This window comes from Mariniflexile maritimum (assembly GCF_009746565.1).
GTDB lineage: Bacteria > Bacteroidota > Bacteroidia > Flavobacteriales > Flavobacteriaceae > Mariniflexile > Mariniflexile maritimum.
Window position 1 is genome coordinate 448,437 of the sequence record NZ_WRPN01000002.1, and the last position, 21,640, is coordinate 470,076.

Annotated in this window: 17 protein-coding genes and 2 tRNA genes; 10 read left to right on the plus strand and 9 right to left on the minus strand. The window is 38.5% G+C overall.

The window, feature by feature from the left end:
* Positions 1-77 precede the first annotated feature (77 nt).
* Both GQO80_RS04765 and GQO80_RS04770 read right to left on the minus strand, forming a co-directional pair.
* The gene (locus GQO80_RS04765) at positions 78-692 is read right to left on the minus strand and encodes a deoxynucleoside kinase (protein ID WP_157207180.1); all 615 of its coding nucleotides are present in this window, start codon (positions 690-692) and stop codon (positions 78-80) included.
* Between the two features lie 3 nt (positions 693-695).
* Complete coding sequence (locus GQO80_RS04770; protein WP_157207181.1) at positions 696-1,487, minus strand: hypothetical protein; 792 nt, start codon at positions 1,485-1,487, stop codon at positions 696-698.
* Between the two features lie 218 nt (positions 1,488-1,705).
* Between GQO80_RS04770 and GQO80_RS04775 the strand changes: the two genes are divergently transcribed.
* The 3 genes from GQO80_RS04775 to GQO80_RS04785 all read left to right on the plus strand — a co-directional run bounded on the left by GQO80_RS04775 (position 1,706) and on the right by GQO80_RS04785 (position 5,401).
* Positions 1,706-2,548, plus strand: coding sequence for a GLPGLI family protein (locus tag GQO80_RS04775; RefSeq protein WP_157207182.1), 843 nt, complete (start codon positions 1,706-1,708; stop codon positions 2,546-2,548).
* A 9-nt stretch (positions 2,549-2,557) separates the two neighbouring features.
* Positions 2,558-5,260 carry a carboxypeptidase regulatory-like domain-containing protein gene (locus GQO80_RS04780; RefSeq protein ID WP_394350995.1) on the plus strand — a complete coding sequence of 901 codons (2,703 nt, stop codon included), beginning with the start codon at positions 2,558-2,560 and terminating at the stop codon, positions 5,258-5,260.
* A gap of 59 nt (positions 5,261-5,319) precedes the next feature.
* Positions 5,320-5,401: transfer RNA gene (locus GQO80_RS04785), tRNA-Tyr, on the plus strand.
* A gap of 100 nt (positions 5,402-5,501) precedes the next feature.
* Here the strand turns inward: GQO80_RS04785 and coaD are convergent.
* Together coaD and GQO80_RS04795 are read right to left on the minus strand one after the other, a co-directional pair.
* Complete coding sequence (coaD, locus tag GQO80_RS04790; protein WP_157207183.1) at positions 5,502-5,957, minus strand: pantetheine-phosphate adenylyltransferase; 456 nt, start codon at positions 5,955-5,957, stop codon at positions 5,502-5,504.
* 94 nt (positions 5,958-6,051) lie between these two features.
* Positions 6,052-7,062 carry a D-alanine--D-alanine ligase gene (locus GQO80_RS04795; protein WP_157207184.1) on the minus strand — a complete coding sequence of 337 codons (1,011 nt, stop codon included), beginning with the start codon at positions 7,060-7,062 and terminating at the stop codon, positions 6,052-6,054.
* 194 nt (positions 7,063-7,256) lie between these two features.
* Here GQO80_RS04795 and GQO80_RS04800 point away from each other — a divergent pair, with 194 nt between their 5' ends.
* Together GQO80_RS04800 and GQO80_RS04805 are read left to right on the plus strand one after the other, a co-directional pair.
* The gene (locus tag GQO80_RS04800) at positions 7,257-7,874 is read left to right on the plus strand and encodes a PASTA domain-containing protein (protein ID WP_157207185.1); all 618 of its coding nucleotides are present in this window, start codon (positions 7,257-7,259) and stop codon (positions 7,872-7,874) included.
* 49 nt (positions 7,875-7,923) lie between these two features.
* Complete coding sequence (locus tag GQO80_RS04805; protein ID WP_157207186.1) at positions 7,924-8,967, plus strand: RluA family pseudouridine synthase; 1,044 nt, start codon at positions 7,924-7,926, stop codon at positions 8,965-8,967.
* A 94-nt stretch (positions 8,968-9,061) separates the two neighbouring features.
* On the opposite strand, the gene GQO80_RS04810 is transcribed toward GQO80_RS04805, so the two are convergent.
* On the minus strand, positions 9,062-9,454 hold the full coding sequence (locus GQO80_RS04810; RefSeq protein WP_157207187.1) for a DUF983 domain-containing protein: 393 nt from the start codon (positions 9,452-9,454) through the stop codon (positions 9,062-9,064).
* An 85-nt stretch (positions 9,455-9,539) separates the two neighbouring features.
* On the opposite strand from GQO80_RS04810, the gene GQO80_RS04815 reads away from it, so the two are divergent.
* The 4 genes from GQO80_RS04815 to GQO80_RS04830 all read left to right on the plus strand — a co-directional run bounded on the left by GQO80_RS04815 (position 9,540) and on the right by GQO80_RS04830 (position 12,813).
* The gene (locus GQO80_RS04815) at positions 9,540-11,453 is read left to right on the plus strand and encodes an ABC-F family ATP-binding cassette domain-containing protein (protein ID WP_157207188.1); all 1,914 of its coding nucleotides are present in this window, start codon (positions 9,540-9,542) and stop codon (positions 11,451-11,453) included.
* Positions 11,454-11,546: 93 nt separating this feature from the next.
* Positions 11,547-12,371, plus strand: coding sequence for a leucine-rich repeat domain-containing protein (locus GQO80_RS04820; protein ID WP_157207189.1), 825 nt, complete (start codon positions 11,547-11,549; stop codon positions 12,369-12,371).
* Positions 12,372-12,439: 68 nt separating this feature from the next.
* Positions 12,440-12,622 carry a CPXCG motif-containing cysteine-rich protein gene (locus GQO80_RS04825; RefSeq protein WP_157207190.1) on the plus strand — a complete coding sequence of 61 codons (183 nt, stop codon included), beginning with the start codon at positions 12,440-12,442 and terminating at the stop codon, positions 12,620-12,622.
* A 118-nt stretch (positions 12,623-12,740) separates the two neighbouring features.
* Positions 12,741-12,813: transfer RNA gene (locus GQO80_RS04830), tRNA-Met, on the plus strand.
* Positions 12,814-12,887: 74 nt separating this feature from the next.
* Here GQO80_RS04830 and GQO80_RS04835 read toward each other — a convergent pair.
* The 4 genes from GQO80_RS04835 to GQO80_RS04850 form a co-directional block, all read right to left on the minus strand.
* Positions 12,888-13,937 (minus strand): nucleoid-associated protein, encoded by a 1,050-nt coding sequence (locus GQO80_RS04835; protein ID WP_157207191.1) that lies wholly within the window; start codon positions 13,935-13,937, stop codon positions 12,888-12,890.
* Positions 13,938-14,049: 112 nt separating this feature from the next.
* Positions 14,050-14,727 carry a TapB family protein gene (locus GQO80_RS04840; RefSeq protein WP_157207192.1) on the minus strand — a complete coding sequence of 226 codons (678 nt, stop codon included), beginning with the start codon at positions 14,725-14,727 and terminating at the stop codon, positions 14,050-14,052.
* 117 nt (positions 14,728-14,844) lie between these two features.
* Entirely contained in the window at positions 14,845-17,274 is a 2,430-nt protein-coding gene (locus GQO80_RS04845) for a PQQ-binding-like beta-propeller repeat protein (RefSeq protein ID WP_157207193.1), read from the minus strand.
* Positions 17,275-17,387: 113 nt separating this feature from the next.
* Positions 17,388-17,987, minus strand: a complete 600-nt coding sequence (locus GQO80_RS04850; RefSeq protein ID WP_157207194.1) for a ribonuclease HII — start codon at positions 17,985-17,987, stop codon at positions 17,388-17,390.
* Positions 17,988-18,268: 281 nt separating this feature from the next.
* Between GQO80_RS04850 and GQO80_RS04855 the strand changes: the two genes are divergently transcribed.
* Positions 18,269-21,637, plus strand: coding sequence for a SusC/RagA family TonB-linked outer membrane protein (locus tag GQO80_RS04855; protein WP_157207195.1), 3,369 nt, complete (start codon positions 18,269-18,271; stop codon positions 21,635-21,637).
* Positions 21,638-21,640 lie beyond the last annotated feature (3 nt).

Here is a 21,640-nt window from a genome sequence, read left to right on the forward strand (position 1 = left end):
CTTTTATAGAACAAAAAACCACGCCGTTAAAAGCGTGGTTTTTTATTTTGTAATTTAGGTATAGAAGCAATGGGGAATCAAAACAACCCGTTAATCTCCGCATCAATGGTATTGATAACAAACCCCAAATCTTCGGGGTTGTCAACAAAGTCCAGTTTATCAACATCAATAATTAATAGTTTCCCTTTATTGTAGCCATGTATCCAGGCCTCGTAGCGTTCGTTCAAACGGCTTAAATAATCAATGCTTATCGAATTTTCGTAATCGCGACCCCGTTTGTGAATTTGAGCTACTAAATTGGGTATGGTGCTTCGTAAATAAATCAATACATCTGGGCCTTGAACCAGCGATTCCATTAAGTCGAAAAGCGATTTGTAATTTTCATAATCCCTATTGGTCATCAAACCCATGGCATGCAAATTGGGTGCAAAAATATGGGCATCTTCATAAATAGTGCGGTCTTGAATAATGTCTTTTCCGCTTTCGCGAATTTGCAAAACCTGCCTAAACCTACTATTTAAAAAGTAAACCTGTAGGTTGAAGCTCCAACGTTCCATTTGATTGTAAAAATCGTCTAAATACGGATTGTCCACCACATCTTCAAGTTGTGGCTCCCATTTGTAATGTTTTGCAAGAAGTTTTGTGAGTGTTGTTTTTCCTGCGCCAATATTTCCGGCAATAGCAATGTGCATGGTTTAGTCGATTTTTAATTGGTATTCAAATAGTGTTTTAAGGTTGTAAATATACAAGGTTTCGTTGGTTGCAAAAAAACCATTTATTAACAAATTGGGCAAAGCAATGGGTATGGGGTTTTCGGTTTCTTTTTTTAAATAGAAAAGAGCCTTGTTTTTTTTAAGCACCAAATCTTCATCTTTTAGTGCCATAGCAGTAAAGCCTTCGTTTTTGGCCTTGTTTAAAAGATTTCCAAAATAGTCATATTTGTAAATAAAGGCTTCGGTTAATAGCCAGCAATAATTATAATTGCTTTTCATAGCCAAAACAGGATGCTTTATGGGCAATGTTTTGGCGCGCGTGGTGTTGGTTTTGTAATCGAAAAGCTCCAATTGTTGGGTGTTCTCGTTAAAAACCCATAACGTATTGTCCGAGCCCGTTGTAACATGCGATATATTTTTATAATCGGCGAGTGAATTAAAGTCTATTTTGAATATTTCGGCCAACCGATTGTCCAAAACGACAACCGTATTAAAATCTTTGTAAAACATATTGATTTTTAAAGGGTTAAAAGTGTTAACGGACGTAATGTTGCCCAATTGAAAATTGTTATACCCAAGGTCATTCTCTTTTGGTTCATCTTCGTTATGTTTCAAAAGCACATTGTTTAAAATGTAAAACGTCGTGTTAAAATTGGTAACGTCCACAACGGCATCTGCTTGAAACGCGGTTTTGTTTATCAAAGTGGCCTCAATTTGTTCTTGTGAATAAACTGAAAACCAACAAACTATAAGTATGTAAATTGCATTTTTCATTGTAAAGCGAAAAATACAAAAACCAAATTAGTTACAAATCGGAAAATGATTTTAAATTTTGAAGCAGTTTCAAAAATTCATGAAGGCTGCCCAAATTAAAAATCAATCTGCCAATTTTTAAGAACACTTTAACATTTTGCTTGCTAAACTAAATGCGATTTTTTAAGTCTAAGTCATTTAATGTTATATTTTTAGATTTCAATTTTAAGCCCGTATTTATGAAACCCAATTTAATTAAAACCACCACCTTCTGTTTATCATTTTTGGTCTCTGTTTTTGCTTTTGCCCAAAAAGATTTTCAGGGGAAAGCCTACTACGAATCTAAAACCTCAATGGATATGAGCAATTTTGGGCGCAGTGGTATGAGTGAAGACCAAAAGAAGCAAATTGCAGAACGTATGAAAAGCATGTTGGAAAAAACATATATCTTAACCTTCAACCAATCGGAATCTCTTTATAAAGAAGAAGAAAAACTAGATGCCCCAGGGGCAGGAGGCGGACGTTTTGGTGCCATGATGGGCAATTTTACGGGTGGCCCTCAATATAAAAACGTAAAAAATCAAATGCTGTTGCAAGAACAGGAACTTTTTGGGAAACAGTTTTTAATTAAAGATTCGCTACCAAAACTTGATTGGCAAATGGCAGGCGAAACCAAACAAATTGGGCAATACACCTGCTTTAAGGCAACCTTGACCAAAACTGTTGATGCAGCCCCTTTTGGAAATTTTGGAAGGCCACCTGCAGACAACGAAAATGAGGCAACACTCACCAAAGAAATCCAAATAGTGGCTTGGTACACCATGCAAATCCCGGTTAGTCAAGGACCCGATGTGTATTGGGGGCTTCCCGGTTTAATTTTAGAAGTATCTGCCGATAGAACCACCATCCTATGTTCTAAAATAGTTTTGAATCCCGAGGAAAAGGATGCTATAAAAGTGCCTTCAAAAGGCAAGGAAATTACCAAAGAAGCATACAGCGTACTTCAAAAAAAGAAAATTGAGGAAATGCGCGAAAATTTCCGAAGTAGCCGTGGTGGTAATGGTGGCCCTGGCAGGAACTAATTGTTTGTTGTGAAGAAACTTCTAATCACCGCGCTACTATTAGGAATGGTAAGTAGCGTTTTTGCACAGGTTAAACTGGAAGGCACCGTAAGAGACAGCATTGGAAACCCACTAGAACTCGCCAATGTGGTAGCCATAAACCAAGAAACCAAAGCCTTGGATGCCTACGGTATAGCCAATAACGACGGGCGTTTCAAGCTTATTTTGAAAAAGAACACCTCTTATAAACTCCAAGTAAGTTACATTGGCATGAAAACGGGCGAGGAACTTTTTCAAACCAAGGAAACCGATGTTGTTAAAAATTTCAGTTTAAAAAATGACAATACCCTAGATGAAGTGAATTTGGTTTACGAGATGCCCGTAGTGGTGAGGGGCGATACCATGATCTATAACGCCGATTCGTTTAATAAAGGTACCGAACGAAAATTGGGCGATGTACTTAAAAATTTGCCCGGGGTTGAAATTAATGACGACGGACAAATACAGGTTGAAGGAAAAGTAGTTTCAAAAGTGATGGTAGATGGTAAGGAGTTTTTTGATGGCGACTCAAAATTGGCCACCCAAAACATTCCCTCAAACGCGGTTGATAAGGTACAGGTGCTTAAAAATTATGCCGAAATTGGGCAATTAAGTGGTGTTACCAACAACCAAGATAATGTGGCCATCAATATCAAGTTAAAGGAAGGTAAAACAAACTTTTGGTTTGGAAATATCACGGCAGGAGGTGGTGCATCCAACCAAGAGGGTCTGTATCTGTTTCAGCCAAAACTCTTTTATTACAGTCCGAAATACAGCATCAACACCATTGCCGATTTGAATAATATAGGTGAAATTGCCTTTACCCGCCGTGATTATTTCAATTTTACGGGCGGTTTTAGGAGCCCCAGCAGGAGTAGCGGCACCAATATTAACTTAGGAAGCAATAATTTAGGGTTTTTAACGGTGCAAAATGATAGGGCCAAAGCAATAAACACCAAATTTGGGGCAGCCAATTTTAGCTGGTCGCCCAATAAAACCTTGGATTTGAGTGGTTTTGCCATATTTTCGAACAATAAAACCGAGATGCGCGAAATTAGCGATATACAAATATTGAACGATGTTTCGAGAAACGAAAACAAGGAAAACAATACGACCCAACGAAGCGATTTGGGCATGCTAAAACTATCGGGTAAATACAAGCCCACCAGCAACAACCAGTTGGATTATGATGTATTGGGAAGGGTTTCAAAAGAATCGCAAATCCAGAACGTGATTTCCAGTAAAATAGGCAATATCAATGAGTTGGAGCGTTCAAGTCCGTTCAGCATCAACCAAAACCTTAATTATTACTACACCCTCGATGCGACCAATATTTTTGCGTTAGAGGTTCAGCATTTATTACAGGATGAGGACCCATTTTACAAAGCTATTTTAGATGATAAGGATAATTATGAAGCCACTGCCAATAATTTAGGGTTGAACGGTGCGCAAATAGGGTATAAAATAGGGCAGGATAAACGGGTGAAGTCCAATAAAATGGATGCAAAGCTTGATTATTGGAACATTTTGAACAAAAAAAGCGATATTAATTTTACATTCGGAACCGTATTGAGCAGCCAGAAGTTCAACTCCAATATTTTTCAGTTTTTTGATGATGGCTCCATCTTCAACCCAACGCCAACCATTAATGAGGGGCGCGACACAAACGCAATCAAATACCTTTTTAGCGATGTGTATTTGGGCATGCATTACCGTTTAAAATCGGGGATATTTACGTTTACACCGGGTGTTTCTGCTCATGGTTTTAGTGCAAAAAACACCCAATTTTCCCAAACAACCACCGATAATTTTTTTAGGCTCTTGCCCGATTTTAATATGCTCATGCAATTGAAAAAAAGTGAACAGATTTCCTTAAACTATCAAATGCAAACCCAATTTACCGATGTGTCAAAGTTTGCAAGTGGTTTGGTGCTAAATAGTTATGGTTCGTTGTTTTCGGGCAATCCAGATTTGGCCAGTGCGCTGTCGCACAACATAAATCTATCCTATTACAGTTTTAACATGTTTAATTACACCAATGTTTATGCGAGCATCAATTACAACAAAAGCATCGATAACATACGCAACGTCTCAATTTTCGAACCCGGAAGTGTGATACGTGTTAGCTCGCCGTTTAATTCGGGGCTTTCTGATGAAAGTGCCAGTGCCAACGGCAGGTTTCAGCGTACCTTTGGAAAAATTAGGGCATCGGTTAGCGGAAATTTTAATTATTCCAAATTCAATCAGTTTATCCAAAACCAGCCAACCGTAAACGAAGGTTTTTCGCAAACCTACCGAACCGAGCTGCGTACCAATTTTAAAACGGCCCCCAATGTTGAACTGGGCTATCGCTACACCGTACAGGACAACAGCAACAGCAACACGAAGTTTTACACAAAAGCGCCTTCGGTAGCACTTGATGCCCTTATTTTTAAAACCTTCACCTTTAAAACCGATTACAGTTATAATAATTTCAGTAACGAAACAAAAACCATCAACAGTTATCAATTTTTAAACGCGTCCTTATCATACAGAAAAGATAAGGATGCCAAGTTGGAATACGAAGTAAAAGCCACTAACTTGTTCAATACCAAGTCGCAAAACAATAGCAATACCGACGCGTTTTCGGTGAGCGCTACCGAATATTTTATTCAACCGTTATTTGTGTCGTTTAGGTTGCGTTATGAATTGTAAAATTGCACGTTTTTTATTTTGTACAGTTAACAAACTATAATATATTTGCGCACGGTTTTGGGGAGATACTCAAGCGGCCAACGAGGGCAGACTGTAAATCTGCTGACTTAGTCTTCGCAGGTTCGAATCCTGCTCTCCCCACTTTAACTCGAAAAGTCTGCAAACGCAGACTTTTTTATTATTGAATAGTTTGAAATGTTACTGATGAAATTTTGTTTCGGGAACCAAGAGGAACCAAAACCTATTTCACCTTAACACTATCGGGTACAAATTTGGTGTAATCGCCACCGTTTCTAATAACATCGCGCACTATGGAAGATGAAATATAAGAAGTTTTAGAGGCCGTTAAAAGAAAAACCGTTTCAATGGTCGATAAGTGCCTGTTGGTATGCGCAATGGCTTTTTCAAACTCAAAATCGGCAGGATTGCGCAGGCCGCGTAATATAAAATGGGCATCGACATCTTTACAAAAATCAACGGTCAAACCTTGGTAGGTCATTAGTTTGATTTTAGGTTCGTTGGCAAAGGTATCTTCAATAAACTGAATGCGTTCTTCTAGCGAGAACATGTAGTTTTTATCGGCATTAATGCCAATGGCTACAATAACTTCATCAAAAAGCGTGATGCCACGTTTAATGATGTCGTAATGTCCTAGGGTTATGGGGTCAAAAGATCCCGGAAATATGGCTCGTTTCATTTTTATATTTTTGCGAAGGCAGGCATCTTTTTGTTGATTATGTACCAAAGATACCTAATTATTACAAGTAATTTTAAGGCTCATGCCCTTCTCGTTAAAGTTTCCCTCTTTTTGAAACATTCAGGGTGTGGTTTTTAAGCGAGGTTTCAATTGCATTACCAAATAGTGCCTCTAAACTTATTCCAGCGGCTTTTGCTTGCTGAGGAAAAATACTGGCCTTGGTTAACCCGGGTACGGTATTTACTTCCAACAAATGCGGTTCGCCGTTTTTAAAGATGTACTCGCTTCGGCTAAAACCTGTCATTTTTAAAACCTCATATACCTTTTTTGCGATGGCATTTACTTTGGTTTCTTCCTCTTTTGTTATGCGAGCAGGGGTTATTTCTTGAGATTTTCCTAAATATTTGGCTTCGTAGTCAAAAAAATCGTTCTCGCTCACAATTTCGGTTATTGGCAAAACTTTGGTTTCCCCATTGTAGTTAAAAACGCCTACCGAAACTTCGGTGCCATCCAAAAACGATTCAATAATAATTTCATCATCTTCCTTAAAAGCCACTGAAATGGCGTTTTTCAGGTCCTCTTTTTTATGCACTTTAGTAACGCCAAAACTACTGCCTGCTTTGTTGGCCTTTACAAAACAGGGCAAGCCAACTTTTGCAATAATGGCATTTTCATCAATGGCATCGCCAAAATTCAAATAAAACGATTCGGCCGTTTTGATGCCGTAAGGTTTTAAAACACTTAAACAATCGCGTTTGTTAAAGGTTAGTGCCGCTTGGTACATATCGCAACTGGTATGTGGCATGTTAAGCAATTTAAAATAAGCTTGCATAAAACCATCTTCCCCGGGCGACCCATGAATGGCGTTAAAAACGCAGTCGAACGTAATTTTCGCATGGTTTATTGTTACCGAAAAGTCGTTTTTATCTATGGGGAATTCGGCATTGGCACCATCAACATATACCCATTTCTCCTTAAAAATATGGATTTTGAAAGCGTTATACTTTGAAGCGTCTAAGGAATCATAAACTACTTGTCCGCTTTTTAACGAGATTTCGTATTCGCTTGAATACCCTCCCATGATGATGGCAATATTTTTTTTCATAAATTCTGTTTTTTTGTCGTTCCCTCAACCGAGGCATCAAATTCTATATTTTCTTTTTTTCCGTATCCCGCGTCTTTTCAATCTAAAACCCACAATAAAACGTATGTATTATAAGTTAAGCTAAAATATCACATAAATTGCAAAAGAAAAAACAGTTCTGTTTTTATATATTTGCCTAATTGAAAATTCTATAAATGAGCCTTATTAAATTTCTTACCAGTAAAGTGTTTTTTAAACAATTGTTGTTGGCAGCTGGTGCCGTGGTTGTGCTAAGTTTTATGATGATGCAATGGTTGCGCTTTACAACAAATCATGGCGAATTTGAAACCGTGCCCAACTTAAAAGGAAAATCATTAAACGTGGCGCAACTAGAATTGGAACAGAATAATTTGATAATGCAAGTTCAGGATTCCGCAAATTTTAACCCCGATTATCCTCGTTTTTCGGTCATAGACCAAGACCCATCGGCCGGGGCAAAGGTTAAGGAAGACCGAAAAATTTACATCACCGTGAATCCATCGGGTTACCGAAAAATTGGCGTGCCCGATTTAATAGAACGCACATTTAGGCAGGCAAAGCCTACCCTGGAAGCCTTGGGTTTTAAAGTTGGAAAACTAACCTATGTGGATAACATTGCAAAAGATTTGGTACTGCAAATGCAATACAAGGGCAAAGACATCAAGCAGGGTGATAAGCTACCAAAAACAACGGCCATCGACTTGGTATTGGGGAATGGCAACAGACCCGGATTGGAAACCGAGGATACTTTAACAGATGCCCCATTAGAGGAAGTGCCTTCTGATTTAAACTAACACATTCAAACAACCCCTACTGCGTGTTTTCGTGGTTCATATAATGATAATGGAAGATTATACCCCCGATTTTATTGACGATGAAAGCGACCTTTACGAACACCATGCATTTAACGTTGATAAAGGGCAAGCCCCATTGCGCATTGATAAATATTTAATGAACCGCGTTGAAAACGCCACCCGAAATAAAATTCAGGCAGCAGCAAAAAACGGCAGTATTGTGGTAAATGGAACCGCCGTAAAATCCAATTACAAAGTTAAGCCCTACGATAATATTCGGGTACTATTTACGCATCCGCCACACGAGAATTTGTTGGTTGGTGAAAATATCCCGCTGGATATCGTGTATGAAGATGAGGAGCTTTTGGTGGTAAACAAACCAGCGGGTATGGTCGTGCATCCCGGACACGGCAATTATTCGGGAACGCTTATAAATGGATTGATTTATAGGTTTGAAAATTTGCCAAACAACACCAGTGAGCGCCCAGGATTGGTTCATCGCATCGATAAAGACACCAGTGGCCTGTTGGTAATTGCCAAAACCGAACACGCCATGGCGCACTTATCGTTACAGTTTGCCGAAAAAACCAGCGAACGCGAATATGTTGCCCTAGTTTGGGGCAATGTGGAAGCCGAAGAAGGCACCGTGGAAGGAAATATAGGAAGACACCCCAAAAACCGATTACAAAATACGGTTTATTTAGGCGATGAAGCCGATAAGGGAAAGCCTGCCGTTACGCATTACAAGGTTTTAGAGCGCTTGGGCTACGTTACTTTGGTATCCTGCAAACTGGAAACAGGACGTACACACCAAATACGGGTACACATGAAACATATTGGGCATACCCTGTTTAACGACGAGCGTTACGGTGGTGAAAAAGTATTAAAAGGCACTACCTTCACCAAATACAAACAATTTGTAGATAATTGTTTTAAAATTTTGTCCCGGCAAGCATTGCACGCCAAAACCTTAGGGTTTGTGCACCCAAAAACAGGGGCTTTTTTACAATTTGAAACACCCATTCCAGACGATATGTTGCAGTGTATAGAAAAATGGCGAAACTATGCCAAACACCAAGATATGGAAGAATAATTTTTAGTTTGTTATCAAGCTAAGAAAGAAATAGTTAGTTTTTTTTTAAAAATCCTCGAATAATCAAAGTGCAAAAAACGTACTATACCTATACTCATGCTTGGTTTTTCTTTGATAATGTTTTGTCGTAGTGCATAAAAAGATTAATCCATATATTTCGCGATAATCTAATAATTATGGGCATAAAAACAATTAAAGTAGCAATAATGGAAGCAAATACACTATTAATAGTTGCCTTTAAAAACACAAACGAAATCACAAAAGCAGCCACTGCAAACGCAATGCCCACAGCGTAACTAACGTACATGGCGCCATAAAAAAACGATGGTTCAATTTTGTATTTGGTGCCACAATTACTGCAAGTTTCGTGCATTGCCATGAGTTCGGAAAGCACATAGGGGTTTTTGTTTTTAAACATCGATTCTTCATGGCACCTAGGGCAACTTCCGGAGAAAATACTATATAATTTTGAGCCTTTTTTAAACATATAATTTAATGTACTTTTGCGTTCGCATTTACAGAACAAAAATACAGGTTAAAAACTAAAGCTCTGTAGCAAAAGTTACATTTTTATGATGAACATTCACAATTTATCGATTTCATTTCAAGGCGAATATCTATTTGAGGATCTTACGTTTAAGCTGGGTAACGGCGATCGCGTTGGTTTAATCGGAAAAAATGGCGCAGGGAAATCGACCATGCTTAAAATTTTATCAAAGGAAATGGAGCCCGATACCGGGCAAATTGCTGCCGATAAAGAACTGAAAATAGGTTTTTTAAAGCAAGACATCGATTTTGTTTTTGGACGAACCGTACTTGAAGAAGCGTATGAAGCCTTTACGGAACTAAAGCAACTGGAAGCAAAAATGGATGTTGTTAATAATGATTTGGCACACCGTACCGATTATGAAAGCGACGGTTACCACCAATTAATGGTTGATGTTAACGAGCTTCAGCACCAATACGAAATACTGGGAGGGTATAGTTACCAAGGCGATACCGAAAAAATCCTACAAGGTTTGGGCTTTAAACGGGCCGATTTCAACAAACTTACCGATACGTTTTCGGGTGGTTGGCGTATGCGTATCGAGTTGGCTAAATTATTGCTTCAAAATAACGATATATTGCTTCTTGATGAGCCAACAAACCATTTGGATATCGAATCTATTATTTGGTTGGAAGGGTTTTTAAAAAATTATCCGGGTGCCGTTGTAATTGTTTCGCACGATAAAATGTTTTTAGACAACGTAACCAACAGAACCATCGAGATTTCTTTGGGCAGAATATACGATTACCCCAAACCCTACTCTAAATTCTTGGTGTTGCGTGAAGAATTGCGAACACAACAGTTGGCATCGCAAAAAAACCAACAAAAACAAATTGAGCAAACCGAAAAGTTAATTGAAAAGTTTCGTGCCAAGGCATCAAAAGCAACCATGGCACAATCGCTTATAAAAAAACTCGATAGAATTGATAGGATTGAAGTAGATGAAGACGACAACAGCGTGATGAGCCTTCATTTCCCCGTGTCCATCACCCCGGGAAAAGTGGTGGTTGAAATGGATAAAGTTTCAAAAAACTATGGTCACAACCACGTTTTGAAAAACATAAGTTTGTTAATTGAACGCGATAGTAAAACGGCCTTTGTTGGTCAAAACGGTCAAGGTAAATCGACCCTGGCAAAAATTATTGTTGGCGAAATTAAATACGATGGGCATGTAAAGCTAGGGCATAACGTTCAGATTGGTTATTTTGCCCAAAATCAAGCCGAGTATTTGGATGGCAACAAAACCGTGTTAGATACCATGATTGATGCTGCCAACGAAACCAACAGAAGCAAAGTACGCGATATTTTGGGCTCGTTTTTGTTTCGTGGCGACGAAGCCGAAAAGTATGTGCGCGTGCTTTCGGGTGGCGAGCGCAACCGGTTGGCATTGGCCAAACTCATGCTCCAGCCTTTTAACGTGCTAATTATGGACGAGCCAACCAACCACTTGGACATCAAATCTAAAAACGTTTTAAAGGAAGCCTTGAAAAAATTTGGAGGCACCTTGATTTTGGTCTCGCACGACCGCGATTTTTTGCAAGGATTGACCAATAGGGTCTATGAATTTAAAGACCATAAATTAAAGGAATATTTGGGCGATATTGACTATTACCTAGAACAGCGCAATGTTGAAAGCTTACGCGAGGTCGAGAAACGTACCGTGATTAAAGAAGTTCCGAAGGAAAAGAAACAGCAATCTTATGAAGATCAAAAAAAGCTAAAATCCTTAAACAATCGGTTAAGTAATGTGGAAGCAGAAATTAATCAACTGGAACGCGAAATCAAAAAACTGGACTTAGAGCTCGAAACCAATTACGAAGCAACTTCGGCCAAACCAAATTTCTTTGAAAATTATCAAAAGTTGAAGGCTAATTTACAGAGCGCCATGGAAAAATGGGAAGCTGTACAATTAGAGATTGAACAGTTCATCGATGCGTAATTGTTAAAATAATATGCATTTCATCGAATAAAATAGTTTTTAGTCGATTTAGGTAGTACATTCGTGTTAGAATTAATCCCAAATTTATTCAACATGAAGACTTTTACACTTTTGGTTATGTCTTTTTTTATAACCGCCCTTTCCTTCGCCAGCATTTCTATAAACGAAAAAGACGCCTTAATGGCACTTTATAAAGCCACCAATGGCAGCCAATGGAATTCAACCTGGAATTTAGATGCGCCCGTAAATTCATGGTACGGCATTAAGGTTGAAAACGATAAAATTGTAGAAATCAATTTACAGTTTAACAATCTTCAGGGCACATTGCCACAAGAGCTAGGAAACCTTATTTATCTAAGAAAAATTAATTTAGGGTTTAATAAACTATCAGGTGCGCTTCCTTCATCAATAAAGAACTTAAAGGAATTAAAATCATTGGAATTGTTTATGAATGGTTTTGAGGGCGCCATCCCATCAGAATTGGGCGAATTGAAAAACCTGGAAACATTAAAGCTTTACAGCAATAAATTTGAAGGCAACATTCCGCAGGCCTTAATGGAATTAACCAATTTAAAAGAACTTTTATTAGGAAGCAATTTTTTAACGGGCACCATTCCAAACAACATTTATGCATTATCAAAACTTGAAAAATTAAGTTTGATGGACAATAAATTGGAGGGGGAAATACCCGTTGAGATTGCCCAATTAACCAATTTGGAAGAGCTTATCCTATCAACAAACCAACTCACTGGCGATTTGCCATTGGCCTTTATAAGTTTAAAAAAATTAAATACCATAATGGTGAGCGATAATAACCTGAATCAAGAGTACATAAGTGTTTCGGGTAAAACGCCCCCTAATATTTTACAAGTTCAAACACAAAATGCTACCGCTATTTTGGATATTGAAAAAGATTAGTATTTTAAATAAAACACAAACCAACGGCCAGCAACATAGTTGGCCGTTTTTGTTTTAAATTGTGAGCGATGTTTGAACACCATTTTACCTGTCCGTATTGTTGGGAGCCTATTTCGATGCTGTTGGACGCATCGGTTTCCAAACAAGCATATATTGAAGATTGCGAAGTATGCTGTAACCCCATACAAGTTACGGTTCAATTTATTGATGCTGAATTGGTAGATTTTCAGGCAGATAGCATAGATCAATAATATTTTATAATTTTATTATTGCAGGAATTAAAAAGGGTTGTATATTTGCAATCCGAAACAGTTATGTCGGCATTATGAACCGAAAGTTAAAAGCTAAGTCAACTGTTTTTGTATATATCGCGGGATAGAGCAGTAGGTAGCTCGTCGGGCTCATAACCCGAAGGTCACTGGTTCGAGTCCAGTTCCCGCTACTAGAAAAATCAAGCCTTCACGGAAATGTGGAGGTTTTTTTTATGTCTTGGGTACAGAATCTGGCTCTATAAATTTAAGTTTCCACATTAAAGAACACCTTGTAAAAGTGCATTTTCTTTTCGTTGTCATAACCGCGCTCTAAATATTCGGCAGAGGCATCGGGGGCATCAATGTCCAGTTTAATTTGTATGTTGGTGTCTAGTTTTATATCGGTTTTAATCTTCTTTTTTTCTTTGTTCACAACGCTTTCAGCTACATCAAACTGGTTTCTCAAAACAATGTTTTGCTCGTCTTCAAAGGTTTTTTTATAATCGTCGAACAGGTTTTTGTGCTTGTCTTCTTCAAAAAGTTCTTCTTTAAAACGCTCTAGGTTCACTACTTCATTTTCCTTGAAAAAATCGATGGTTTTTGCTAAAAAAATGTTTTGTTCTTGGGCGCCATAGGTAGGTTTTAGAATTTCGGTCGAAAAATCTTTGCACAGCGCTATGTATTGTTGGGTGTGGTTGTTGGCATCATCGGCATATTTGATGTTTAAAAACTGGTTTAGCCAATATTGGGCATCGTAGCTGTTGTTGTCAACACTTAAAATGATGTTGCCCTCGGTATCGGTCTGGTTTAAAATAAGGCAGCCTTTATCAACTTTTTTTGATGAAATGCCTTTTTGCACCAACACATCGTAGCTGTTGTTTTCTAAGTAGGTTTGAAAGAAATTGACTTTGTTTTCAATTTTGAAAATTCCAATGGCATTGGTTGTGATCTCATTAAACTCGATGCCTTCAAACATCACAATAAGTACATCGCCCGTTTTTATTTGTGCCGATGTTGATTGTTCGTATAAATGGGTAACAATGTGTTTTGAAACGTCTATAAAAGCATCTTCATCATTAAAAATTTGTGTGCAATAGCTGTTTATTTCGTTTAATGAAATGTTGGCATGGTGGTTAAACCGGTAGCTTTGTACAACGCTTCCAAACGGGCGTAATAGAAATGGCAGCATGAGGTCGTAGCTGACTTCATCAAAATCGACCAGTTTTTCTGAAAAGGCGTTTTTGGTATCGTTAAATTTGTTGCCAACCTTATGGATGATGAATTTTGAAATGGATGCGTTCTTTCTAGTAATCATGGTTTTTTATTAAGGTTACAATAGTAGTGATTTCAACAGAAAAAAACATAAAAAAGAACGCCAAAGATAAACTTTGACGCTCCCAGATTTGAGGACTTTTTGCTTAGTTGGTTTATTTGTTGATACTAGTAAGCTCGGTATAGCCCATAAGTTTGCCGTTTTTGTTGTAGGTCTCGCTTTTAATAACGCCCATGCCTTCGGCAACCCATTCTTTAATTTCAAACATCATTTTTAAGCCCATTTTTGTTTCCGAATTAGAGCTTATGGCATAACAGTTAAACGTTCCGGCTGGGGTGGTTATGCTTTCCTTGGCATTTACCTTTCGGTTGGTAATATCAACGGTCATGTTCATTTTCATACCGCCCATATCCATTGTCATTTTAAGGTTGGCATCGTTTAGGGTTTGCCCAACTTTTAAATCGTTGGGAAATTCCAGATTGGTTCCGGTCATTTCTAAATCTACATCTTTATATTGTTTCATTAATTCGGCATTCATCAGCGATTTAAAATCGATTGAAATGCCGTCGCCGTTGCAGGTTACTTGAAATGTTGAGGTGGTTAGGTCTTTGCCCTTATCATCGGAAACTTGCGTTTCAATGGTAGCTGTATTGTTTTCAATGTTAAGCACCTTATAACTGGCTACGCTTTCTTTTTTTCCTTTAGGGTTGTAGCTTGTAATTTCAAACTGAATGTCTTTTTTAAAAGGAAAATAACTGTCGCAGGCATTTTGGCCGTCTACTAACGAACCCACGAAGAGGGCACAGAGCAATATGATGATGTTAGGTTTCATCTTGATTTTGGATTAATTGATTAATAGCGGCCTAAAGATAACTATACTTTTCATCAAAAAGATGGATTTAAAAAAAAATTTCGGCATAGCCCATTGTATATGAATGTGTTAGGCATGTTAATTTAGCTGGTAAAGTAAAATGGCGTTGGTTTCGCCCTTGGTAACAAATTTTAAGTTTTTGCTGCGGTCAACTTGGTCTAGAGCGATGGCTGAATTTCCGTAAACCGGAAAATTGGGCAATAAATTACCTTGGCTATCGTACAGGAATACTTTTTGGGTTTGTAAATCGGTTATGGAAACATAAATCTTGTCGTTAAGGTAAAATAGGCTGGGTGCGGTGTAAGTGCCATAATCAATTTCAATGGCGTTGTTTTTTATAGAAAGTTTGTTTTCGCTTTGGGCAACCAACGTTTTGCTGGAAGCATCGATACCATGCTTTTCCGAAAGGTTTAAGTTTTGGGTTGAAACGCGCCCTTTGGCATCAACCGCTATAATGTTGCCATTTGAAGTGGTGGTGGTAAATGCATTATTGTTAAGGAAAATGGGCTGGTTTGAAAATGTTTGTGTCGTTTTTGGCGTAATTCGTGGGTTGCCTGTGCGGTCCAAAATATATAGTTTGTTTTTCGATTTAAGCACTAAATAGTCGGTACTGCCCATTCTAAAATGTTTTGGTTGGGCAATAATGGCATCATCGGCAGCTTTAAAGTTGAAGCCATTTACTGTTTTTAGGTTGGCATCATAAACCAAAATGTTTTTTCCTTGGGTTACCATGAGCCTGTAATCCTTGTTTTTGTCGTAATCAAAAACGGCTAGGGGCTGTGTGATCTCATCATTGAATTTCCCTGGGAAAGGCGCAACATCCTTACCGTCCCTATCAATCACATACACGCGGTTTGTTGTTGCAAAGGCAAGTTGCAGGCGGCCATTTTTAAAAATATCAATTTGCTCGACACTTCCTAAAACTGCGCCCTCCAGTTGTTTTTTCCAAATAATTTTACCTTTGTTTGAAATTAGGTACAGGTTGTTTTTTACATCTTGCACCACGATTTCCTTCTCTTTGGTTAAATGATTGGTTACAAATTGTGGCTGGTTTAAAATATCGGAAGCCAATTTAATGTTCCATTCTTCTGAAACCGAATTTTGAACGGCGCGGGTTTTGCTCTTTTTTACAATGGCGTTTACATGGGCAAAATTACTGTCGTATATAAATTGTAGTGCCGAAGTGGTGTAATTGCCGAAATAGCCATCCAATTCGCCATTAAAATTGCTGTTCAAAACCGTTTTTAAAGTGTTGCTGTTTGTTACAAATAGCAATGATGAGGCATTACTAAGCTGTTTTTTTATGGTTTTAAACGCATCCTGTTCGCTGTAAGTGGTTTGGTTCTGGTAGTTGGAAATGATGTTTTGCAGCATCGCCATATTGTCTGAAAACACAAAAAAAGTGTCGAGCTCGCAATACTTGGTGGCGTTTTTAAAGCTGATGAAGGGGGAAAAGGTTTTATAGAACAATTGGGGTTTGCTAAAACTGAAAATATCAATGCCTCTAAACGATTCAATGGGCGTGCGCTCGCCAATAAGCGCATCTTCTGTGTTAATAACGTCCAATGAGTTTAAAATAACCGCTCGGTTTTCGGCTTTATAAACCACGCCTACTTCTACTATGGCATCAAAAAGGGCGGTACTGGCTATGGAATCGGTTTTTCTATATGCCATTTGGTTCTTTTCAAAATTCTTATAGTTCTTAAAAGTGAGGCTTAAAAAGCCATCGCTGTCCATTGGGGCTATGTTTTGTAGTTGGTTTTCTTGCGGGATGGTGTTCTTAAAAATGTTGATGGCACTTTTTGTCGAGTCGTTCGCTTTGGTCAATCCGTTTATGTAAATGGCATCTTGGTTTACGTCCACATCCATGGCAATGTAGCTTGTAAAAGTTTTCAAGTTTAAGGATGGTTCAATAAAAAACGATTTTACAAACGGCGAATGGGCTTTAATAAATACCGAAAATGTTTTGTCGTTACTGGTGGCATTGTAAATTTTAACCAATTCTTCGTTCAGGTTCGTGTTCATAAAAACATTTTGTACCACGTTTTTTGAAGATGAGGCAAAAAAGGTACTGTCTATAACCGTGCTATAAAAAATATGGTTCTTGTAGGTTGATTTTTTTAGCGTTTCGGTTTCGTAGGTGAGTGTTTCCTCGACATAATTCTTTAGCGAATCGGTTTTAAACAGTTGTGCACTGTATTTTGTTATGAAGCTGTATTGAAGGCTATCGTTGCCATCTTTTGAAAAGCAAATAAGCAATTCGCCGGTGGGTTTTAAAAGTTTTAGGTTCTCTAATTTCGATTCTAAATTTTTGTAGGCAGGCGTTTTTGAGAACTTATCTAAAAAGTCGCTGTTGTTGATGCTGCTTTTTAAATCTTCAACATTGGTTGTTCTTATAATAATGGATGCATTTTCTGGAACAAAATCAATAAGGTTTACACGTTTTGAATAGGTGTTTGAACAGCTAAAAAGGGCAATGGACAAGAGGGAAATACAAATGAGTCTCATAAAACGAATTAATTTATACAAACCTACATATTTTTCAATTTATTTCAGAGTTTTATCTTAGTCTTTCGCGTCACGCAGCCTGTATTTATTGTTTGTTCTCTTGGCTGTATTCTTTAAAAATCCAATTCCAATTGCTCGGGTAAAAGTCTAAACGATTTTCGATGGTATTTGGTAATTCCGTATTTGCTTATGGCTTCGCGGTGTGCTTTGGTGGGGTAGCCCTTGTTTTGTTTCCAGTTGTACATTGGGTATTCTTCATGAATGGTTTCCATATAGGCATCGCGATACGTTTTGGCCAGCACCGATGCGGCGGCAATGCTTAAATATTTGCCATCGCCCTTAATAATGGTTTCAAACGGGATATTCTGGTATGGTTTAAATTTGTTGCCATCTACAATAATAAATTCGGGCCTTGCGGTTAATTGGTCCATGGCTTTGTGCATGGCCAAAATGGAAGCGTTCAAAATATTAATGGCATCTATTTCATTCTCAAATACATGTGCAACGCCAAAAGTGAGTGTTTCTGTTTCAATAATTGGTTTTAAGAGGGCGCGCTTGGTTTCGCTAAGTTGTTTGGAATCGTTTAAAAGCCCATTTTTAAAACCCTTAGGAAGAATCACGGCCGCCGCAGTAACCGGACCCGCTAAACACCCGCGTCCAGCTTCATCGGTTCCACATTCTAGGTTAAAGTTGGAATGGTTTTTTAATAACATCTGCCCAAAAATTATATCAAATTTATAATTTTTATTCGATTTTTTGTAGTTAGTAAATCAAATAGCAGGGTATTTTTGTGGATTATACATTTCGCTATTGCTGAATATGTAATATTAAAGCAAAAACATTGAATTTAACGCATAAATATTGTTTTATAATTGCTGTTTTTATAATTAAATATTGTGTTTTTTAATTTTTAGACAGTTTTTTAGTACTCTTTTTTTGTTTTATTAAGATAATATTAAGATGTTTGTAATTGACTAATTCAAATATCTATTCTATGAAAAGAAAGTTGACGTGTGTGTTAACGTTTTTCTTGGTGCTCACTATGCAGTTTGCTTTTACGCAAGAAAAATCAATTAAAGGAAAAATTACCGATTCAAATGGCGTCCCTTTGGGAGGGGTAACCATTATTGTTGAAGGCTCCAATAGGGGGGCGGCATCCAACTTTGATGGCGATTATACTATTTTAGCAAAAACGGGAAGTGTGCTAAAAGTGAGTTTTATTGGCATGAAAACCCAAACAATAACGGTAGGGTCGCAAACAACCATCAATATTGTAATGGATGAAGATCGCGAAAACCTGGATACGGTTGTAATAACCGGTTACCAAAACGTAAAGCGCGAATTGTTTACGGGCGCGTCGCAAACCATAAAAGCAGCCGATATAAAACTAGATGGTGAGGCCGATATTTCAAGGGCACTCGAAGGTAGGGTAGCAGGTGTTAGCGTACAAAATGTAACCGGTACTTTTGGAGCATCGCCCAGGATTACCATTCGTGGTTCGTCTTCCATTTTAGGCGATACCAAGCCCATTTGGATTATTGATGGGGTAATTCAAGAAGAAATCGTGAACCTTTCGGTGTCCGATTTGGTTTCTGGCGATGCCAATACCTTATTAAGTTCGGCAGTTGCTGGGTTAAACGCTTCCGATGTGGAAAGTTTCGAAATTCTTAAAGATGCTTCTGCAACCGCACTTTATGGTGCACGGGCCTTAAATGGCGTGGTGGTTATTACTACAAAATCTGGTAAGAAAAACCAAAAGCCTACCTTTAATTATGCCGCAGAATATGCCGTGAGGGATATACCCAGATATACCAACTACGATTTATTGAACTCGCAAGAAACCGTTTCAGTTTACCGGGAAATGGAAACAAAGGGCTTTCTCAACTTGCCTTCTTCCTTTCAAGGTAGGTATGGGGGCATCTATAACATCATGTACCGCGCCATCAATAATTTTGATGAAACCACAGGGCAGTTCCAACTTCAAAATACGCCCGAGGCTCGTGCCCGTTTTTTACAACAGTACGAACTGGCAAACACCAACTGGTTTAAAACCTTGTTCAGTGCGGCACCCACCCAAACCCATACCCTAAGTTTTTCGGGAGGTGGCGAAAACTCTACATCTTACGCATCTTTGGGATATTATACCGATGGGGGCTGGACAGTTGCCGATAGGGTACGACGCATCACCGGAAATTTAAGGAATACTTATTTTTTAATGGACGATAAATTAAAGATAACGACGCAATTGCAAGGCTCCATTAGAAATCAATTGGCACCCGGCACTTTTGCCAGACAGGAAGATGTGGTAAGCGGTTCCTATACCCGTGATTTTGATATCAATCCGTTTAGCTACGCCATCAATACCAGTAGAGCGTTGCGTCCGCGCGATGCAGATGGAAATTTGGAATATTCCCGATACAACTGGGCTCCTTTTAATATTTTAGATGAACTAAAAAACAATGGCATTGAACTGAACGTGTCCGATATTAAATTCCAAGGTCAGGGCGAATATGAAATCAATAAAAACATAACCTACAACTTCTTGGGCTCTGCACGCTATGCCACCTCCAATGGCGAACATGCCATAACAGAAAACTCGAATGTTGCGGGTGCCTATAGGGCAGATGAGACCACCATCGTGCAGGACCAAAACACCTTTCTGTTTTCAGACCCCGATTTTCCAAATTCACGCCCCAAAGTGGTATTGCCCGTTGGCGGAATATTAATCACCTCAAAAAACACCCTGGTTACTTATACCTTTAGGAATACCTTGGACTTTACTAAACGCTTCAACAATGAGGCCCATGGTATCCGTATTTATGGCGGACAAGAATACAGATATACCGATAGAACCGAAACTAAAAATACAGGTTACGGCTACCAATTTTCACGCGGTGGAACGGTTTTTACCGATCCTGATATTTTAAAGAAAGCCATTTTAGAAGGCAATCCTTATTTTTCGGCTGAAGAAACCAGGCAACGTGAGGTGTCCTTTTTTGCAAACCTTACCTATGATTTTGAGAAAAAATACGTGCTTAACGTTACCGGAAACTACGAAGGTTCAAACAGGGCAGGTAAATCTTCCGATTCGCGATGGTTGCCAACCTACACCATTGGCGGTAAATGGAATGTTGATAAAGAGGATTTTATAAAAAAATCGGATATCGTTTCATCGCTCGCCTTCCGTCCCAGCTACGGGCTTGTGGCTCTTTTAGCAGATAATGCCACCAATAATCTGGCCGTTTTTAGAAGCCAAATTACCGATAGAACTTATAATGACGACCGCGAAAATTATATTGATATTGAAGATTTGCAAAACAGCGAATTAACTTGGGAAAAAACCTTAGAGCTGAATTTAGGGGTTGATGTAGGCTTTTTCCATAACAGGATTATGTTGAATTTTGATGCCTATTTTAGAAAAGGAAAAGACTTAATCGACCTTATAAGAACCACGGGTATTGGAGGCGAATCCCTTAAGTTGGGCAACAACTCTGAAATGACCACAAACGGTATCGAGTTTCAGGTAAATACCGTAAACATTGATAGTGATGATTTTAGATGGAAAACCGGTTTTAACATCTCACATTTCAACCAAGAAGTAACCTCGCTTAAACAAGAATCGAATGTGTTCGATTTGGTAACGGGTACTGGTAGGGGCAATGCCATTGGCTATCCAAAAGGCGCATTGTTCTCGTATAAATTTGAAGGGCTAAACAACTATGGCTTACCCACTTTTTTAACTGAAGACCCAGATTTTAACCCCGCAAAACCTTACGATTTAATCGATTTTCAGGATACCGATAAGGTGCTGGACTATTTAGTGTATGAAGGCCCTACCGAAGCCAATGTTTCGGGCGGACTTTCAAATAGCTTTACTTATAAAAATTGGGATTTTAGTTTCTTTATCTCTTTTTCAGCAGGTAATAAAGTACGTTTAGCATCTGCCTACAAATCGAAATATACCGATTTGGATGTGTTCCCACGCGAATTTGTAAACCGTTGGATTGCCTCTGGTGATGAAAACATTACAAATGTTCCAACAATAGCTTCGCAAAGTGTATTGCAGGCTTTTGGCGAAAACGAACTGGAAAGGGCCTACAACGCCTATAATTATTCCACGGCGCGTACTGCCGATGGCGATTTTATCCGTATGAAAAACATAGCATTGGGCTATAACTTCGATAAACAAACCATCAATAAATTAGGGATTTCAAATTTTAGGTTGAGTTTGCAAACTACCAACCCGTTCTTAATTTACTCCGATTCGAAGTTGGGCGGTCAAGATCCGGAATTTTTCAGATCTGGTGGTGTTGCTTATCCCATTTCGCGCTTGTTCACCTTCTCACTAAATGTTGGTTTTTAAAAT

What these genes read in the sequence shown, in the direction of transcription:
- GQO80_RS04855 (WP_157207195.1), top strand. Translation starts at nt 18,269, where the DNA reads ATGAAAAGAAAGTTGACGTGTGTGTTAACGTTTTTCTTGGTGCTCACT.
- GQO80_RS04845 (WP_157207193.1), bottom strand. Translation starts at nt 17,274, where the DNA reads ATGAGACTCATTTGTATTTCCCTCTTGTCCATTGCCCTTTTTAGCTGT.
- GQO80_RS04800 (WP_157207185.1), top strand. Translation starts at nt 7,257, where the DNA reads ATGAGCCTTATTAAATTTCTTACCAGTAAAGTGTTTTTTAAACAATTG.
- GQO80_RS04810 (WP_157207187.1), bottom strand. Translation starts at nt 9,454, where the DNA reads ATGTTTAAAAAAGGCTCAAAATTATATAGTATTTTCTCCGGAAGTTGC.
- GQO80_RS04825 (WP_157207190.1), top strand. Translation starts at nt 12,440, where the DNA reads ATGTTTGAACACCATTTTACCTGTCCGTATTGTTGGGAGCCTATTTCG.
- GQO80_RS04820 (WP_157207189.1), top strand. Translation starts at nt 11,547, where the DNA reads ATGAAGACTTTTACACTTTTGGTTATGTCTTTTTTTATAACCGCCCTT.
- GQO80_RS04840 (WP_157207192.1), bottom strand. Translation starts at nt 14,727, where the DNA reads ATGAAACCTAACATCATCATATTGCTCTGTGCCCTCTTCGTGGGTTCG.
- GQO80_RS04775 (WP_157207182.1), top strand. Translation starts at nt 1,706, where the DNA reads ATGAAACCCAATTTAATTAAAACCACCACCTTCTGTTTATCATTTTTG.
- GQO80_RS04770 (WP_157207181.1), bottom strand. Translation starts at nt 1,487, where the DNA reads ATGAAAAATGCAATTTACATACTTATAGTTTGTTGGTTTTCAGTTTAT.
- GQO80_RS04765 (WP_157207180.1), bottom strand. Translation starts at nt 692, where the DNA reads ATGCACATTGCTATTGCCGGAAATATTGGCGCAGGAAAAACAACACTC.
- GQO80_RS04805 (WP_157207186.1), top strand. Translation starts at nt 7,924, where the DNA reads ATGGAAGATTATACCCCCGATTTTATTGACGATGAAAGCGACCTTTAC.
- coaD (WP_157207183.1), bottom strand. Translation starts at nt 5,957, where the DNA reads ATGAAACGAGCCATATTTCCGGGATCTTTTGACCCCATAACCCTAGGA.
- GQO80_RS04815 (WP_157207188.1), top strand. Translation starts at nt 9,540, where the DNA reads ATGATGAACATTCACAATTTATCGATTTCATTTCAAGGCGAATATCTA.
- GQO80_RS04850 (WP_157207194.1), bottom strand. Translation starts at nt 17,987, where the DNA reads ATGTTATTAAAAAACCATTCCAACTTTAACCTAGAATGTGGAACCGAT.
- GQO80_RS04835 (WP_157207191.1), bottom strand. Translation starts at nt 13,937, where the DNA reads ATGATTACTAGAAAGAACGCATCCATTTCAAAATTCATCATCCATAAG.
- GQO80_RS04795 (WP_157207184.1), bottom strand. Translation starts at nt 7,062, where the DNA reads ATGAAAAAAAATATTGCCATCATCATGGGAGGGTATTCAAGCGAATAC.